We start from the raw sequence: 15,860 nt of genomic DNA on the forward strand, positions 1-15,860 counted from the left end.
TCCTTTAGGACCGGTGTGGGCGGCTGTATTTCAGCGCTGCCCGGCTAAGTTCGTCCCAGTTTCCACCTGATGTCTGTAGCGAGAAGGACTCGCCACCCGGTAGGTGGAAACTGAGGGTCCCGCGATCGACTGGTGTGGCCCACGCCGGAGACGCCGGAGCGAGTGGGCTGAGACCGGCCGGCTTAGGCTGGGCAACCACTCCGCCCATGGCGTAGCCGCGCATTCGCCGCTGCATGTCCTGCATGGTTTCCTGAAAGCCGTCTCGCCGGATGCGCTCAAGGAATTCCAGCGCGCCGGGCTCCCGAACGACCTCTTGCGGCTGTACGTGCTCCCCGGCGTGAACCACACCAGCAGGCTTCCACTTGCCACCAGGTCCGGTGTAACCGCCATAAGCGAATCCCGTTGCAGCGCTCGCGTCGGCTGTCGGGAACTGGCTGAAGCTGTCGCCGCCGGCAGATTTGAAAATCACCGGCACCGTGATCGGCTGAGCAATCGCTACCCGTGCCTCGTTGATCAGGGAGGCGTCCGGATTGAACTGAACAGGTGCGGCAGTGACTTGCGATGAGTAGCGCTGCACGGTCGCATCGATTTCCGTCGTCTCGGCCTCGAACTGGCTGGTAACGACGAAGCTGTCCTGGGCGATCTCGCGCTGCATCTCACCGGTCAGCGACTGGTATTCCGCATAGGTTTTCGCGCTATCGAAGGCCAACTGCATCTTCGGCAGGTCGCCCTGGATGATTTCTCGCGCACGGGCAATCGCGGTCTGCAGATCAGGACCGGACATTTCGACGTGAGCGGTGGCCACAATCGTGTCGTCCAGAATCTCGTTGACCTTGAGCTTGTAGGCACCGTCCTCAAGGAAAACGCCGACCGTGATCTGGGTGCCATCTTCCGACAGCACGTTCGATTTGAATTGGGCCACGTATTCGCGGGTGTCAGCGATAACCGGAACCCCGATCTTCTCCTTCAGAGCGGACGCCTTCATAGCGGCGGCAGCGCGCTCCATCTCAGCCTTGGCTCGGGCCTCGTCGATGGTCAGGGGAATGTCGATTTCCTTGGCACCGCTGAGCTGAGCCAGCGTCTTGTTCAACTTCTCCAGCGCCGTGGTCAGTGACTCGTAGAGCTTGCGCTGCTGCTCGGCTGTAGCATGTTCGAGGTCCTTGCGCTGCTGCAGCACCTTGATCAGATTTTCGTTAGCTAGCTTGGTGGCCTGCACTGCGTTGGCGGACGCACGCTCCTTGCTGACCACGACGCGTTCGCCATCCTTAACTTCCTCGTTGAGAGACTGAGCCAAGCTCATCTGCCGTTGCGCCAAGGCTTCGGCCGCCTCGTAGTTACCCTTGGCCGCCTCCTGAGCGATGCGGCTGTTCAGCTGGGTGATCTCGCGCTGGCGGTTCTGATACGACTCGACGTCGGTCATCGCGCTGCGGCGAATATCGGCGATCTGGAACTCACCCTGCATGCGGAGATCGGCGATCCGGCGATCGAGGTCTGCCACCTTCTGCAGCGACGACATATAGCGGTTCAGCGCTTGGTCGCGCGCCGAGGAAACGGCCTGGACTTCCTGCTGGACGATCTCGATACGGGCTTTCGATGCCTCCTGCTCGATCGAGCGCAACTCCTTTGCCCGAGCCTCATCGGTCAGCTTCTGGCGATCGAGGATTTGCCGGCGTTTCTCGGTGTCCTGCTCGACCAGATCCAGTTGCGTCTGGGCGAACTTGCGCACGATGGCCAGCCGCTCGCTTTCGTACTGGGTCGTGGCGGTGAGCAACGCTTGCTCGTCCGCTCCGCTGAGCACCAGCGCGGCCATCTTCGCGTCGTGCACCTTCTCCAGCGCGAGTACCGTGTTGTCGAAGTTCATCTTCGCAACGGCGTCGAACCGGCGCTTCAGATCATCGGCCTTCTGGGTCGCCTGCTCAGTGGTTTCCGCCACCTCGGCCATGGCACCGGCCGTCTCGCCCAAAGCAGCCTTACGCTCCTTCTCCACCGCTACGGTTTCGTGCAGGACGACTCGCAGCTTGTGCCATTCCTTCTCCGCCTTGGCAGCCATGTCCACGGCGTCCTCGTCGTCCGGGTTCAGGATTCCCTGCTGCTGCACCGCGGTAAGCACCTTCATGCGCGCGAGCAGCACTTCCTGGTAGGCATCCACCTGCTCGTCGGTCATCTTGATCAACTCTTCCGAGGATCGGATGTATCCGTTCTGAGCGGTCGTCCCAGCCTTGTATGCGGCTGCTGCCTGGCGCGTCTTGTCGGCGATCGACTCGGCACCCAGTGCAATCTTCTCCTGCGTAACGATCAGGCTGCCTTTACCCTCCTGCTGCAGCCGGTTCAGCTTCGCCTCGGCCTCAGACAATTCCTTCGCAGCGGTAACCTGCGCCGCCCGGGCTTTTTCGGTCTGGCGGTTCAGCTGCTCGTTGGCCTTGTAAGCCTCATAGGCAGCATCAGCGATCAGGTAGATCTCGGCGGCGATCAGTCCGTACAGACCTGCCTTGGCGGCTCCAGCGGCCAGCACAGCGGCCATCCCAGACACACCGCCAGTGGCAGCAATGGATGCTGCGCGCATAACGCCGAGCTGCACGGAGACGAGCTTGAGCGCCCCATATAGGGTGGTGGCTGCCTTCCCCATTCCGATCAGGCTGGATGCGAGAGTCCCGGCAATTTTCAGCGCCAGCAGCGTGCCGAGCACGGCCACAACGGCGTCGATGTTTTCAACCAGTACGACACCCAGCTTGATCAGCTCACCGAGGTAATAGCCGAGCTTCTTGAAGCCTTCCTGCACCGCCGGATCATTCAGCGAATCCGTCAGGTACTCGACACCTTCAGTCAACTCATCCAGAAAGCCCGATTTGGCGATGGCCAACTGAGTTTCGAACACTGCGTTCTGCAGGCGAGCGATCTTCGCCGAAGCGGATTCCATGGCCTCCGCGAGTGCCGGGGCAACCCGCTTGGCCATCTCCTGCGAGAATTCGTAGAGCTTGTCGCTGGTCAGCTGACCCTGCTCCATCATCTTCGCCAGCTCGGCCGTGCCGACGCCCAGCGCCTTGGCCATGATCTGCACGGCACCCGGGAATCGATCGCCCAGCTGACCCTTGAGTTCTTCAGCCTGAATCGTGCCCTTGGACATGATGTCGGTCATGGCCTTGAACGAGCCGGCAACCTCATCGTCCGTCAGGCGCAGCACCCGAGCCGCCTCAGCCATCGAGCGGAAGATCGCCTCTGTTTTCTCGCCTTCGAGATTGGTGCCGAGCGATGCGGCCGCCAGCTTGGAATACTGCAGCGACAGAGTGCGGAACGAGAGCCCCAGTTCGTCAGCGGTCTGTTCGGTAAACTTCAGGGCGCGCTGGACTTTCGCCTGATCACCTTCGAAGGCGACCGACAGCCGAGACTGAACTGCGTCCATTTCCAGCTGCGCCCGGACCACGCCACCGAGTGCATCCTGAATGCCGTATAGACCACCAGTCGCAGCCGCCATCGAGAGCATCTGCCCGCGAAGACGCTGCATCAGCGACAGGGTGGTCCGACCGCTGCTGTTCACCTCGCCGAGCGACTTGACCAGGTCACGCAGGGACGTAGCCGCTCCGGCAGCTGGAGTCTTGATCTGACCGATGCCGTTGGCAGCCTGCTTGGCGCCGGTCCCCGCACGCTTGCTGGCCCCCTCGAATCCGATCAGCGCGGCACGACCACGCAGCAGGATTCCGTTGTTATCGGCGATGCGGCTCTTGAGGCGACCTTGCGCGTCGGCCAACCCGTCGTTTTGCAGACCAGCCCGGCGCAAGCTGTCGCCCAGCTGAGTGGCGGCCGAGCTTTCCTGAATGAACGCATCCTTCGCAGCCCGGGCCTGACCCTGCGCACGGCCGAGGGCCGAGGCCAGTTGCTCCGAAGGCTGAGCGGCTGAACGAACAGCCCCCGCTAGACGCTTCACCTCAGCCTGAGCCGCAGCCCATTCCTGACGTGCACCGGTTACCGCCGCTTCCTGTTTCTGGACGGCACGGAGCAACCCGTCGAGCTGCTGACCGGAGCGCGATACCTGATCGACCGCATTGCCGAGTTCACGCAAGCTCACCGATCCGCGAGTCGCCTCGTTGGTCGCCGTGCGAATGGTGGTCATCGCATCGCGCAGACCGATGTTGGCCTCACGCAGGGCCACAGGGTCGATCAGGGGCTTGGCCTGAGTTTGGGTGCGCTGGCTGGCCTGCAGCTCCTGCATACGGGCGCGGAGCACCGTCAGCTGGGTGGCGACCTCTTGCGACGATTTGCCCAGTACACCTTGAGCCGCAGCCGCGCCGCGGAAGGTCTGCTCAGCCCGCTCGACAACGTTTTCCAGCGCTGCGTATTCACCCTTGGCCTCGGAGATTTCGGCCGTCTGCTGGGCGATAGCGTTCTCGGTTTTACGAACTTCGGACGCCAGCTTGGTCTCAGCGCGTTCCATTTCCGACAGCGATTTGGTCAGAACGGAATGTGCCTGCCGGTTGCTCTGCAGGGCAGCGTTCTGCGTGCGATAGGCAGCGGTCAGCTGGGCTTCGGCAAGTGCCGCTTCCTGAGCCGCTTTCTTCGTCTGTTGGGTGCGCAGGGAAGCATCGACCAGTTTCGTCTCCCGAGCTGGGGTCGGCTTCTCCTGATAATTGTTGCGGGCCTTGGCCAGAGCCGCTTCTGCTGCGATCGACGCCTTGGTTGCCTTGCGCTGGGCAGCGGCGTATTCGTTCAGTTGAGCCTTGGTGGCAGCGGCAGCCTGAGCCTCCTTGGCCAACGCAGCAGCGGACTGCTCGACTTCTTTCTGCAGGCTATCGCCGGCACGGGCGACCATCTGCTGGGTGCGGGTCAAATCGGCATAGCTGTCGCGGGACTTGGCCAATTCTGCGGACTGACGGGCGAATGCCTCACCGGCGCGCTCAGCGGTCTGTTGCAGCTTGGTCAGGGCCTGAACGCTACCGCTGACGGCCTTCAGTTTGTCGAATTCGGACGCCAGCTCACCGAGCAACCCGTCGGTCTTCTTCGCGCTGACGCCGAGCGTGTTTTGCCGCTCTTCCAGTTCAGCGAGGGACTTGGACACTGCGTCGACGGTGCTGGACGCCTCGTTCTTCGCCCGGATGATCAGCTCAACGTCGCGCTTGGCCATTGGTCAGCTCTTTGATCTTTGCGTTAAGGGTCTTGGCAGCGTCCTTGTCGATCACCGCCGATACGGCCAATTGCGTGTGTTCCAGTAACCGCGCGCTTTCGTCATTCATGCGCTGGCGAACCAGCCCCACCTCATCCATCAACATCCCTAGCGGATAGCGCCTGGCGTCCGGGTGTCCGTTGGCCAGCAGCAGGCTCACGCCGGGTCGAAAAGACCAGAGCCAGCTTCGGACATCGGCAGGGATTGCGAGGCGGTCAGCAGGGCTTGCGTCAGGGCTTTCACCTGAGCGATCACCAGCGCCAGCATCTTTTTTACGTCTTCCTCCGAGCGGAAGGTCAGCCGGCCAATGGCCTGCAGTGCCTCTGCCTGAACGAGGGGTGACAATTGACGAGCCATGGCCAACCCGGCGGGGCTGTCCTCGTTGGCGGCCTTGGCGATCACACGCGCAGCGAGGATCGGGGCCTGATGCAGCAACTTGGCGCAGAAGCCTTCCAAGGGAGGTAGCTCATCCCCTTCGGTCGATGCCCAGGTGCGGAATTGGTCGAACACGCCACCGAATTCATCGGTGTGCTCGTTGTGCAGGTTGACGAAGTCCTCAAGAGAGAGCCCACGGACGGCAAAGTTGCCGCCCTGGGTCTCAACCTGGGTCGTCGGGATTTTGATATCCAGAAGTCCCATCAGGTCGGCTCCTTACGCAGCCGGGGTGTAGGGGCGACCGTCTACGTAGATGGCCTCCAGGTCACCCTTCTTGAGGATTTCCAGCGTGTACGGCAGGGTCTGCCACTCATCGCTCTTGAGCGCGAAGTCGCCGTTTGGCGTGATCTTCACCCAAGGCATGTAGTAGTCGCGCTGATCACCGGCAGGGTTCTTCGCGATGAAGCGGAGCGCGCCTTCGACGGTGGTCGCCTTACTCACCACGCGGTCGCGCGTGCTGCCCTCGACATCGTAGGTGCCAGCCAGAGTCGTGCCATTGGTAAGCACTTCACTGCCTTCGAGCACAGTGATGCGGCCCAGCTCCAGGTCAACGGTGTAGTCCACGCCCGCTTCAGCAGTCGCGCCGGTTCCGGTGAAGGTGACGTTAGCTACCTTGCGCACACCGCTCGGCGTAGCGTCCGAAGTGCCCAGCTGGTAGCTCAGGCCCTGCTCGATTTCGTCGAAGCTGAACTCCACAGCGGTGGCTGCCACGGTGGTGACCTTGGAGGCTTCACCGAGGAAGAAGATCGCCATGTTCTCCGGCGAAATGTGGTCGGTGGTAAGGCTGCCGGTGTAGTCCAGCTGCAGCAGCACGGACTCGTCCTTCTTGCGCACGCCTTCGTCACTGGAATAGTGGTCGAGGTTTTCCTGCTCGGCGGAAATACCGAACTCGGGCGTGTTGCCGAAGTAGCGCTCGCCGCGTGGGATCTGCGTTCCCGGCTTGAACTGGCCGAACTGAATCTGGCCCCGGCCGAGGGTGTAATTCTGCTTCATCTGTTTTCACCTCTTTGTTGAACAGGCAACGTTTAGTTGAAACCCCGCTCAGACGTAGGGGTCCTCCAGATTCTCCACTACCACCGGGGTCACTCTCAACCAGAAATAGGCTTTACCCGAAATATCGTCAGGCGGGCGAACCACGCCGTGACTCATCCGCAGCTCTGTCACCAGCCCATCCATGCCGAAAATGTCCTCGCCGCGGTCACGGGTGCGCTCCTTGATCAGACGCTTCTTCACCTCAGCCATCAGCCGGTGCGCCGGGTCGGTCGGGTTATTGAAGTCATCCTCAACGAAACCCTGCAGCAGGAGCTCCCATGGACCCGTCGAGTGCTTACCGGCCTGCGGTGACGACAGCTGCGGCTGCTCCTCGATCGCCTCCAGAATGCTGACCAGAGGTAGCGGCTCACTCTCGCCGAAGGTGTCCCTGCCGCGGAACACCTTACCGGTCAGATCGAACTCGTAACCGTTGTCCGGCGTGATCTCTTCCAGCACGGCAGTCAGGGCTTTCAGCAGCCTCAAGCGAAACGGGTCAGCCATATCACAACTCCATCAGACGAATGAATTCACGCTCAAGGTAATCAGCAGCCTCCGGGGCCGCATGCTCATCGGCGACCGAGCGGAACACCTGATCGACCGATGGGCCATACAGCAGATAGAGCCCCTTACCCACTCGGGTCATCTTCCGCTTGTTGCGCATCGACTCCCCTTCCTTCAGGCGGATAGCGAGACCGAGGTTGCCGCCGCGCAATTGCATCAGGAACGCACCGGACATGAAGCGCGTTTGCCCTGGGCCGACTGACACTGACACGCCGCCTTTCCGGCGAGCGGCTCCGATATCCTTGTTCTTGGCGAACCGGGCCAGCGATGTTGGTCGATCACGACCGGTGATCACTGCCTCCAGGCTCCGGCCCGACGCCTTCTTGCTGACCGTCAGCCGGCTGCTGAGATAGCGCGCGGGAAAGGCAACCTGCTTGCGTATCTCACGGTCGCTACGGGTACGGGTACGGTCAGTGGTCCGGTTGATCGCCTGCCGGGCACGTAGCAGGATTTTCTCGTCCAGGTTCTGGATGTCGCTGAGCGAGGACAGCCCTTCAACCGCGACGACGTAATTGTTCATGCGACCGCCGGGACCAGCAGGGTTCTCATGGCGTTCAGGTATACGATCATCTGATGCAAAGAGGCTGGGCTGTAGCTGGCCGGGCTGGGCAGGTACAGAGCGGCTGCACACCATTCAGAGCAGAACTGAGCACCGTTCACCGGTCGGTTCAGGTTGAGCAGCTGTGAGGTGATCAGCGATGGCCAGCCATAAAGGTGGTGATCGGTGGCTTCGAAATATTCGACAATCGCCTGACCGTCTGCCCAGGGGATCGGCACCAGATCCCATTTCTCGGGGTCCAGCTCGATGGCCTTGCAACGCACGCCTTTGTCCATCACCGAGCTTGAATAGCACAGACCGTCGACCACCAGCTCACAGTGGCTGTACGGGCTGTTGGTCCACCATTGAATAGCCTCTGCTGATATCCGGGTATCGTTCTTGCGTAGCGCGAGAATTACCGTCATATCGTTGCATCCTTCAACTGGCTGGCTGGAGTATCTGAGTAATACGCCTGCACGGCCTGCAATTCGGCAATGACATCGGGCGTCAGGGTGAAATCGATTACCGGAGCAACGCCGGACTTGATCTGGTCTTCATACTTCTGGCGACGACCTGTCAAGAACGACGACATGATCACGAACTGCTTAGCTTTGATCAGCGTGCGCCGAATGTATTCTTCACGCCCGATACCTCGCTCCGAGGCGGCACGATTAAGGAACGGGGTGATTGCACCCTCGGGGTCGGCCACCCACGCCGTGCTCTCCTTGTCTTGCGTCGGCCACGTGTCTTTCTCCAGCTGTGGGTAATCGGCTGTGAGGGCTCGCGTAGCAGTGCTGTAAGCGTCGTTGTTCAGCGTCATCCGGCCGTTTTTCAGCGCCTCGCTGTCTGGCCCACCGGTCTCTACCCAGGTCCCACCCGTAACTTCCCCAGTTACTTCATCGGCCGTACCGCCTTCGTACACCGCTGCATACAGGCCGTGCGGGCATAAGTCGCTCGTCCAGCGCACCCCGGTGGGCGTTGCTTCAGCGAACAGGTCCTCAGCGAACACGTTGCCCTCGGTCAGTCGTATGAATTTGCCCATGTCAGCCCGCCGCGAACGCAAAATGGATTGGGAAGTAGACGTTGCTACCGGCGTAGGCAATGACCTCCCCTTCAGGGGTGATGTCAATCCGTGAAACCGTGCCGTTGGAGTAGCCTGCGCAGATCAGACGCTGGCTTGGGCGAAAACTCGAAGGTAGGGTGAATGCTACGGAACCGATGCCACCACCCTTTATGAGGCCCTCAACCACTACCAATCCATCGTTGTGCTTGCGGAACCGTGCACTACGGTAGGTGAAGCCAGCAGCGACACCGTAGTTTATCCAGCCGTTAAGCAAGGTCGGGTATTGCCAGGGGCCAGGGGCCGTCACGCCCGTGGGGGTGAGATTGCCGCTGTGCCAAAAGCTATCCCAGTCCTCCCACTCGCCCGTGGCGGTGTTCTGCTGGCGCCACGATAGCTGCTTGTTCTGTGAGTCAAAGAACAGCTGGTTTAGCGTGTTGAGATTGGGGGCAGGCTGGGTGAATAAAATCCCCGAGGATGAGCCGAGAGGCTTATCGGTGGCTCCCGTGTTCAGCCATACCCAACCAGACGTTTTGAGGTCGTTGGCAGAGGCACTGGAAGTGGGTAACACTCCAGTGGTGCCCAGCCCAAACAACGCCATCGCCGCCCGCACAGCCGCCATGTTCGCAATCGACATGTCGTTGGCGTCAGCATCAGCCGTCGGCGCCGTCGGGTTACCGGTGAAAGCGGGGCTATCGAGCGAGATATAGTTGCTCGGGTACGGCACGATGGTCCCGCTGCCGTTGGTAACGTAGATCTCGAAGCCAGCGCCAACTCGAACGAAGTAGACGGAATCCGCCTCAAGCTCAGCGGGCAGGCTGCTGACGACCTTGTGGATTAGCAGCTTTGCCATTCAGATCACCAGGTGTTTGTGGACCAGCGGGTGCTGACCGGTAAACCGTCAAACAGCAGTCCGTCTGCATCCGAGCCGATCTTGTCCAAGTCGGCCTTGTTGGAATGGTTGTGCGAGGCTGTAACGGCACCGTCGATTTGGGCTGGAGATGAGGCGGGGCCGCCCTGAATCGACGACCATTGAACGATCACGTCCATCGACTCGTATTCGGCGACCTTGTAGAGCGTCGAGCTGCCGCCATCCCAGGCGTAGAGTGCAGAGCCGCTGGCGACTGTGGCGTCACCGGAAGCATCGACAACTAGGATCATTGCGGTGCCAGCTGTCGATGCGGTCAGGCTGTCGCGGGCTGCGATGTCCGGGACGATCTCCAGCGCATTGCCCTCGGCTGAAAAGTTGGCCAGAGCTGCCTGGATAAGCGAATTGATCATCGCGCTATTGCCGACTGAACGAGCCTCCCCGCTACTGTCGGTAATGTAGGACTCAGCAAACGTGCCGTTCTCGACGAAGTAGAACGTATCCGCGTCGAGAGTGCCCGGCAGAGTGGTGACCTTGTTAAATTTGACCAGTGCCATTTCGATTCCCCTGTTTTACCAGCCCTTCTCGCCCCACGAAGTGGAGCTGCCACTGCCGAGCGATTCGATGAATTCGTCTTCTGTTTTGTCTTCGTTGCCGGGCTGCTCGCGCCATAGCTCGAATGCCGATTTGCCAGGCTCCCCTTTGGTGACGATGACGGTTGTAGGCAGGAAGCCCGGGTTGCTGCCCGGCTGCTCAGCGGCGAGCCCCATGAACTGGAGGTCCGGGTCCCAGCCGAAGCTGATGGTCTGGTTGCGGCTGAGCTTGCTGACTTCAGCCGTGATGGTGATGTCATCCGGCGGCAGGTCGTTATCGACCAGATAGGCACCCAGGTCCTTCGTCACCACGATGCCGCGGTGCAAGGGTTGAACCTGGCTGCCCATGAAAATAATGCGAGGTGTCATTTCCTGCCGGTCAGCGAAGCCTCCGCGCAGCAGCTCCCCTAGCTCGTTGAACGAGAGGTGTAGGCGAACCGTGACCCCAACAGGCACAGCGGTAGGCTCCGCGAGATAAAGAGCTGGCTCAGCGGCCAAGGCATGCAACTGCATGCGCGCCTTACGCTTGATCTCGCGGAGACTGGCCATCAGATCATCGACTCGTCTTCTTCGGCCGCTTCTTCAGCCTCGATGGCTTCGCGCAGCTGAGCAACGGTCATGGCCTCGTAGCCTTCGATTTCCAGCCCCTTGGCGATTTCCTGCAGCTCGGGCTTGAGCAGCTTGGTCAGGTCTCGCTTGGGGTCCGTATCGTCGGTGGAGCCGGATGCAGGCACGGCAATTGCCGGCTCTTCCGTTACCGCAGCGCCCATCCGGGCGGCACCCACGCGCACCAGGTACTCGGCGTCCTTCTCGGTTGCCGTGAATGATTTCTTAGGAGCGATGACTTCCCGGGTCTTATCAGCACCCATCCGGACGACTTCGTGAATTGCGATCAACTGTTTCATGTTTTATCACCTTCTAGTTGAAAGAAAAGGCGGCCTTAGCCGCCTTCCCTATGGCTCTGGCTTAGGCCAGCACGGTCGCGAACAGGGTGCAGTTCGGGTTGACCGGCACCTCGATCGGCGAGGACTGAGTCATCACGTAGGTGACGGCCGGGTCCTGGTTGGTCCACTGTTTCGGGAACACCGGCAGCGCGTTGAAGTTGGCCTTGTCATCCAGGATCGCGCCGTAGGCTTCGACCATGTTGATGTTCGGGCCGGACAACAGCACGCCCTTCGCCGGCATGAACTCCTTGGTGCCGCCTTCCGGTAGCTCGTAGAAGTCACTGGTGGTCCAGATTTCCAGGTTCCCGATCTTACCCAGGCGCTCGCTGTACTCACCGGAGCGGATGCCGATGTTCAGCTCAGCATTGGTGCCGCGGATCTGCGTGTCCAGGTGCTCGCGGACGCTGGCGTTCTTGAGGAACGGGCCAACAACATCCTTGCCGAGGGTTACGCGGTTGACCGGACCGCCGAACTCGGCGCGACGGACACGCTCGACCCAGGTGTTCAGGTCGGCGACGATGTCGGCGTCTTCGTTGTCCCAGGTGGCCAGACCGGTCAGCACAACGGTGTGCTCAGGGGCACGGCCGAAGTCGACGATGGTTGTCGGATAGTCTGGACCTTCGAGGGTCACCTTGCCGTAGATCGCGGCTTCAGCACACATCCACTCCAGACGACGCTCGATGCCGCTGCGGTGGCATCGCAGGATGTCGCCGATGATCGCCAGGAAGCGACCCTGCGGGGACAGCGAGTTGGGGCTGAACATGCTTTCGCCCGGACGACGCTTAATGGCGCGACCTGGGCTGACCGGGTCCTTCGGCTTCAGGTAGGCGGGCTTGACGCGTGACATGCGAGATGCCTCGCTGTACATCGCACGACCCTGGGATGTCGGCACCACCAGCGGCGCGAGTTTGCGGCCTTCCACCAGCTTCTCGAAGTCGATAAATTCATCGTCCGAGTTGATGACCGAGGACACCAGCAGGTTGCGGAAGTAGTTGCTCGGCGCGGGGACTTCTCGGTAGAAGCCCAGCAGCGTCGAGGTGTCCAGCGGACTGATTTGGATAGTCATGGTTCCTATCGCTCCTTAGGCGTAGTACGGCTTCTTGACGTAAATCTGGCAGGCCGCCAGATCGAACGCCGCGAGCTTGGCAGCCTCGGTGGCGAATGTAGCTGGCCACTTCGGAGCGTTGATGTTGAACATACCGGCCTTGTAAACCGGGACGCTGGTGGTGGCCGGGCTGCCTGCGGCAACGGGCGCGACGGTGATCGCGTTGGCCTTGGTGACGGTGGTGCCGTCGACCAGCGCAATGGTGTCGGTTTCGAAGTCCACCGAGACGGGCGTCCAGGCGGGAATACCGGCCGTGGCGAGATCCGCAGGCACCTTGGCCGATACGGTCACGGGCGCGGGCGTGTCGCCTGCAAACAGCTCGACGGCGCCGGCAACGGAGTCATTCTGGAAGCCGGCAATACCGGCGTTGGTGTAATCGGGTGTGTACATGCTTATTTGCTCCCAAAGCCGTTGGCTGCGCGGAAGTCCTTCAGCAGGGCCTCACCGGTTGCCAGTTCATCGTTGCCGCCGCCGTCAGCGCCAAGCTCGGGGTTACCCTTATCCATGGCCTGCTCGAAAGCGTTTGGTTTGTCAGCAGCCTCGACCTTCTCAGGCTTGGCGGCCTGCTCGGGGGATGCAGCCAAAATGCCCTTTGCTGATTCAACCGATTGGTCGGTATTCATCGAAAGGTGGAAAGCGAGGTCGCGACGATTTGCAGCTTCGTCGCAACCGAGGATGCTCTGAATACGTTCGCGCTCGGCCGTAGCACCTTCTTTCCGGCCCTCGGCGCGAGCCGCATCCAGATCAGCCTGTGCGGGTGCAGCGGCTTGTTCCGGTGTGCTCATTGTCTCTTCTCCTGCGGTTGGTGACAGTCCGCCAGAGAAGGCGGCCAGCGCTTCATCGAAGGCCCGGATCTCATGTGCGAAGCCCAGGCTGACCGCTTCCTCGGCACTGTAAGTCAGTGCTTGGGTGTCGCGGACAACCTGCTCATCGAGCGCGAGATTCCGTGCCGTTGTCGATACGAAAATATTGTATAGGCCGTCGATCCGGGCCTGCATCCGGTTTTTGACTGCCTCGGGTAGCGGCTCATGCGGGTTGCCGTCGACCTTGTGCTCTCCGGCGTGGATGAAGGTGATCTTGACCCCCATCTTCTCGTTCCAGCCGGACACGTCCATATGGGACGTCACGACACCCACGCTACCGACGCCGCCAGTTCGGGTGATGCTGATCTTGTCGGCCACTGACGCCCAAGCGTAAGCGGCCGAATAGGCGTGCTCATTGACGAAGGCGTGGATGGGCTTCTGCCCGCGCATGGCGAAGACGCGATCAACCGCGTCAAAGCAGCCTGCGACTTCACCGCCGCCGGAGCTGACGATCATGGCGATGCGCTGGACGCTGCCGTCGGCCAAGCCACGTTCGAATGCCTTCTGGATGTAAACGTAGCCGGTGGCCCAGTCGTACAGCTGGTAACCGAAGTCGTGCAGCAGCATCCCCTTGATGGGGATCAGCAGTGTGCCGTCCTGGACAACGTACGGCCGGTAGCGCGCCATCCAGCTGTCAGCGGCTGGCCAGAAGTCGTCATAGGCCATCGCCACTGGTTCGGCGGAAGCGCGGGACTCGATCGTCTTCAGCTCGGCCGACACGGACGCCAGGCAGTTGCTCATCCAATCGGCCCGGTCACCGCAGACCATCACAGGCGTGTTGGCGAAGCGTGCAGCCAGCAGGTTACTCATCAGTGTCTTCCTCTTTATCTGCGCTGCGTGGTCCGTCACCCGTGCTGCTCGGGGTGCCGCTGGCGGCGTTCATCTGATTCTGGCTGGACTTGTCAGCGCCGAATTCAAGCTCATGCTTCTCGGCAGCCTTCTTCTCGCGAGACAGCTGCTGGAACACCACGCGCCAGTCCTTGCCGAGCTTCGCAAGCTCGTCCTCGCGGGTGCTGAGACCATTGTTGACCCGTAGCACGGCAGCCTGGGTTTCCTTCAGCTCATCGATCTGGCCGGTGCTGGCGCCGATCCACTCGGCAACGCAGTACGCCTCCTGATTGAGACCGTCGTACCAGTTCGGCGCCTTGCGCGGCATGGCGGTGATGTCGCCCTTGTTCAGCGCCTCTTCCAGCCACAGCCGATAGAAGGTGCTGGCGAAGCGATCCGCCACCTGGCGCTTCTGGACCCGCATGCGCTTGCCGACTTCGGCAAGGTCAGCACGCAGGCTCGAATAGTTCGCCGCGCTGTAGTCTTTCGAAAGCTGGGAGTAGCTGACGCCCAGGGACGCCGAGATATAGCGCAGCATCGACGCTTCGAAGTCCGAGCCGACGCCACCAGGGGTGCCTGCGCTCTGCAGCTTCATCTTGGTGCCGGGGTAGAACACCGGGATCTTCACGCCGTCGAGGTGGATGTTGCGCGAGCCGCCGACGTACTTGGCCACCTCACCCAGGTAGGTGCTGGCGTAATCGGCCAGCGCAGCACGGTCGCCGCCGCCAGCTTGAGCAAGGGCCACATCGCTGGGTAGATCGGATTCAATGCTGGCCGCGTAGCTGGCGTTCAGCACGGCCGACTGCAACACCACGTCGCGGAACTTCTTGGTCATCCGCATTTCTTTCAGGGCGGAGACCATGGCGGCGATGCCGCGGCTCTGGTCAGGCCGCCACTGATCGACGATGTGGATCATCTGCGGACGATCCCAACCGGCGTTACCTGTGACCTGACCGCGCGTGGCTGGCACGTACTTCCAGGTGTAACCGTCGGGGTTCATCCAGTCGCCAGGATGTGCCTCGCGAATCCAGTAGCCTAGCGGTGCGCCAAAGCGGTCACGCTGCACACCTCCGCGAAGGATGGGGCTGTCCATCTCGCCGTTTGGATTACCCAGACGATCAACGTCGAGCATCTGCAGAGCGGTGCGGTACGGGCGGTAACCGTTGCGCATCCACTCGACGGAAGCCAGAACTTCGCCGGCCATAGCGTGCACACCGACTGCCAGGCGAACCATGCCGGTGAGGGTCAGCTTGCGCGCGGCATCGGGGAAGTTCCGGATCGACTCGGCGTAAAGGGTGAACTTGGCTTCGACCTCTTCCTGAAACTCCTCGGCCCAGACCTCGTCCAGCCCGAGCACCTTGTGATTCGGCTTGGCGTTGAGCAAGAACAGCTCGCCAACGATGGAATCTTTCTGGATGGTGGCGCCGTTCTGCACATAGGAATCGTTGCGCAGCGTGTCGCGAACCCGGGAATCCATCACCAGTTTGTCTGGCAGGATGTCCATATCAGCCGACTGTAGCGGGGACGTCCATAGGGACATTTCCCGCATGCTTTGACTGGAGGCGTCGTAGGCTCCACGCATGGCCAGGTCCCGCGTCGGCATCTCGCCGATCAGCGGGTCATACTGGGCTTCGGTGACCGAGATTTGCATCAGAACCAGACCCTCGCAGGGCCGACCGGGCAACCGCCTAGTTGCATCTTCAGCGAGGTGATGTAGGCGAGCAGCCTGGTGGCGTTAGCGGGTGTGTACCGAACCAGCTCACCGTTTTGATCGCGAAACTCAGCCACAGACTGGCCGACCATCAGGTTGTGGTACGCCTGCTCGGCTTCTTGCAGTTGAGTTTGCAGGTCTACGGCCATTCGACACCCGGTGGCGGA

At 61.3% G+C, this 15,860-nt stretch carries 17 protein-coding genes; all 17 read right to left on the reverse strand.

The window, feature by feature from the left end; all coding sequences use genetic code 11:
- Positions 1–4 precede the first annotated feature (4 nt).
- The 17 genes from NAV33_RS07235 to gpW all read right to left on the reverse strand — a co-directional run bounded on the left by NAV33_RS07235 (position 5) and on the right by gpW (position 15,842).
- Complete coding sequence (locus NAV33_RS07235; RefSeq protein ID WP_255978409.1) at positions 5–5,116, reverse strand: tape measure protein; 5,112 nt, start codon at positions 5,114–5,116, stop codon at positions 5–7.
- Positions 5,097–5,315: a hypothetical protein gene (locus NAV33_RS07240; protein ID WP_255978411.1), complete on the reverse strand. Its 219-nt coding sequence runs from the start codon at positions 5,313–5,315 to the stop codon at positions 5,097–5,099. Before NAV33_RS07240 ends, NAV33_RS07235 begins: the two co-directional genes overlap by 20 nt.
- Positions 5,312–5,794: a phage pre-tape measure protein gene (locus NAV33_RS07245; RefSeq protein WP_255978413.1), complete on the reverse strand. Its 483-nt coding sequence runs from the start codon at positions 5,792–5,794 to the stop codon at positions 5,312–5,314. The genes NAV33_RS07240 and NAV33_RS07245 overlap by 4 nt, the downstream gene beginning before the upstream one ends.
- A 12-nt stretch (positions 5,795–5,806) precedes the next feature.
- On the reverse strand, positions 5,807–6,583 hold the full coding sequence (locus NAV33_RS07250) for a hypothetical protein (protein ID WP_255978415.1): 777 nt from the start codon (positions 6,581–6,583) through the stop codon (positions 5,807–5,809).
- A gap of 48 nt (positions 6,584–6,631) precedes the next feature.
- Positions 6,632–7,123 (reverse strand): hypothetical protein, encoded by a 492-nt coding sequence (locus NAV33_RS07255; protein WP_255978417.1) that lies wholly within the window; start codon positions 7,121–7,123, stop codon positions 6,632–6,634.
- Position 7,124: 1 nt separating this feature from the next.
- Positions 7,125–7,703 (reverse strand): phage tail protein, encoded by a 579-nt coding sequence (locus NAV33_RS07260; RefSeq protein ID WP_255978419.1) that lies wholly within the window; start codon positions 7,701–7,703, stop codon positions 7,125–7,127.
- The gene (locus NAV33_RS07265; RefSeq protein WP_255978421.1) at positions 7,700–8,146 is read right to left on the reverse strand and encodes a hypothetical protein; all 447 of its coding nucleotides are present in this window, start codon (positions 8,144–8,146) and stop codon (positions 7,700–7,702) included. Before NAV33_RS07265 ends, NAV33_RS07260 begins: the two co-directional genes overlap by 4 nt.
- Positions 8,143–8,763, reverse strand: coding sequence for a hypothetical protein (locus NAV33_RS07270; RefSeq protein WP_255978423.1), 621 nt, complete (start codon positions 8,761–8,763; stop codon positions 8,143–8,145). Before NAV33_RS07270 ends, NAV33_RS07265 begins: the two co-directional genes overlap by 4 nt.
- Position 8,764: 1 nt before the next feature.
- Positions 8,765–9,634, reverse strand: a complete 870-nt coding sequence (locus tag NAV33_RS07275; protein ID WP_255978425.1) for a hypothetical protein — start codon at positions 9,632–9,634, stop codon at positions 8,765–8,767.
- 5 nt (positions 9,635–9,639) lie between these two features.
- Positions 9,640–10,206, reverse strand: a complete 567-nt coding sequence (locus tag NAV33_RS07280; RefSeq protein WP_255978427.1) for a hypothetical protein — start codon at positions 10,204–10,206, stop codon at positions 9,640–9,642.
- Positions 10,207–10,221: 15 nt separating this feature from the next.
- Positions 10,222–10,791 carry a hypothetical protein gene (locus NAV33_RS07285; protein WP_255978429.1) on the reverse strand — a complete coding sequence of 190 codons (570 nt, stop codon included), beginning with the start codon at positions 10,789–10,791 and terminating at the stop codon, positions 10,222–10,224.
- Positions 10,791–11,147: a hypothetical protein gene (locus tag NAV33_RS07290; protein WP_255978431.1), complete on the reverse strand. Its 357-nt coding sequence runs from the start codon at positions 11,145–11,147 to the stop codon at positions 10,791–10,793. Before NAV33_RS07290 ends, NAV33_RS07285 begins: the two co-directional genes overlap by 1 nt.
- Before the next feature lie 61 nt (positions 11,148–11,208).
- Positions 11,209–12,252, reverse strand: coding sequence for a major capsid protein (locus NAV33_RS07295; RefSeq protein WP_255978433.1), 1,044 nt, complete (start codon positions 12,250–12,252; stop codon positions 11,209–11,211).
- Between the two features lie 15 nt (positions 12,253–12,267).
- Positions 12,268–12,681: a hypothetical protein gene (locus NAV33_RS07300; protein ID WP_255978436.1), complete on the reverse strand. Its 414-nt coding sequence runs from the start codon at positions 12,679–12,681 to the stop codon at positions 12,268–12,270.
- Between the two features lie 2 nt (positions 12,682–12,683).
- Positions 12,684–13,964: a S49 family peptidase gene (locus tag NAV33_RS07305; protein WP_255978438.1), complete on the reverse strand. Its 1,281-nt coding sequence runs from the start codon at positions 13,962–13,964 to the stop codon at positions 12,684–12,686.
- Positions 13,957–15,633, reverse strand: coding sequence for a phage portal protein (locus NAV33_RS07310; RefSeq protein ID WP_255978440.1), 1,677 nt, complete (start codon positions 15,631–15,633; stop codon positions 13,957–13,959). The genes NAV33_RS07305 and NAV33_RS07310 overlap by 8 nt, the downstream gene beginning before the upstream one ends.
- Positions 15,633–15,842, reverse strand: a complete 210-nt coding sequence (gene gpW, locus NAV33_RS07315; protein ID WP_255978442.1) for a gpW family protein — start codon at positions 15,840–15,842, stop codon at positions 15,633–15,635. Before gpW ends, NAV33_RS07310 begins: the two co-directional genes overlap by 1 nt.
- Between the last annotated feature and the right edge of the window lie 18 nt (positions 15,843–15,860).

Source organism: Stutzerimonas stutzeri (assembly GCF_024448715.1).
GTDB classification, from domain to species: Bacteria; Pseudomonadota; Gammaproteobacteria; order Pseudomonadales; family Pseudomonadaceae; genus Stutzerimonas; species Stutzerimonas stutzeri_AR.

Coding starts and splice junctions, on each gene's coding strand:
- NAV33_RS07255 (WP_255978417.1), bottom strand. CDS start 7,123: ATGGCTGACCCGTTTCGCTTGAGGCTGCTGAAAGCCCTGACTGCCGTG.
- NAV33_RS07305 (WP_255978438.1), bottom strand. CDS start 13,964: ATGAGTAACCTGCTGGCTGCACGCTTCGCCAACACGCCTGTGATGGTC.
- gpW (WP_255978442.1), bottom strand. CDS start 15,842: ATGGCCGTAGACCTGCAAACTCAACTGCAAGAAGCCGAGCAGGCGTAC.
- NAV33_RS07265 (WP_255978421.1), bottom strand. CDS start 8,146: ATGACGGTAATTCTCGCGCTACGCAAGAACGATACCCGGATATCAGCA.
- NAV33_RS07295 (WP_255978433.1), bottom strand. CDS start 12,252: ATGACTATCCAAATCAGTCCGCTGGACACCTCGACGCTGCTGGGCTTC.
- NAV33_RS07245 (WP_255978413.1), bottom strand. CDS start 5,794: ATGGGACTTCTGGATATCAAAATCCCGACGACCCAGGTTGAGACCCAG.
- NAV33_RS07300 (WP_255978436.1), bottom strand. CDS start 12,681: ATGTACACACCCGATTACACCAACGCCGGTATTGCCGGCTTCCAGAAT.
- NAV33_RS07260 (WP_255978419.1), bottom strand. CDS start 7,703: ATGAACAATTACGTCGTCGCGGTTGAAGGGCTGTCCTCGCTCAGCGAC.
- NAV33_RS07280 (WP_255978427.1), bottom strand. CDS start 10,206: ATGGCACTGGTCAAATTTAACAAGGTCACCACTCTGCCGGGCACTCTC.
- NAV33_RS07235 (WP_255978409.1), bottom strand. CDS start 5,116: ATGGCCAAGCGCGACGTTGAGCTGATCATCCGGGCGAAGAACGAGGCG.
- NAV33_RS07285 (WP_255978429.1), bottom strand. CDS start 10,791: ATGGCCAGTCTCCGCGAGATCAAGCGTAAGGCGCGCATGCAGTTGCAT.
- NAV33_RS07270 (WP_255978423.1), bottom strand. CDS start 8,763: ATGGGCAAATTCATACGACTGACCGAGGGCAACGTGTTCGCTGAGGAC.
- NAV33_RS07275 (WP_255978425.1), bottom strand. CDS start 9,634: ATGGCAAAGCTGCTAATCCACAAGGTCGTCAGCAGCCTGCCCGCTGAG.
- NAV33_RS07250 (WP_255978415.1), bottom strand. CDS start 6,583: ATGAAGCAGAATTACACCCTCGGCCGGGGCCAGATTCAGTTCGGCCAG.
- NAV33_RS07290 (WP_255978431.1), bottom strand. CDS start 11,147: ATGAAACAGTTGATCGCAATTCACGAAGTCGTCCGGATGGGTGCTGAT.
- NAV33_RS07310 (WP_255978440.1), bottom strand. CDS start 15,633: ATGCAAATCTCGGTCACCGAAGCCCAGTATGACCCGCTGATCGGCGAG.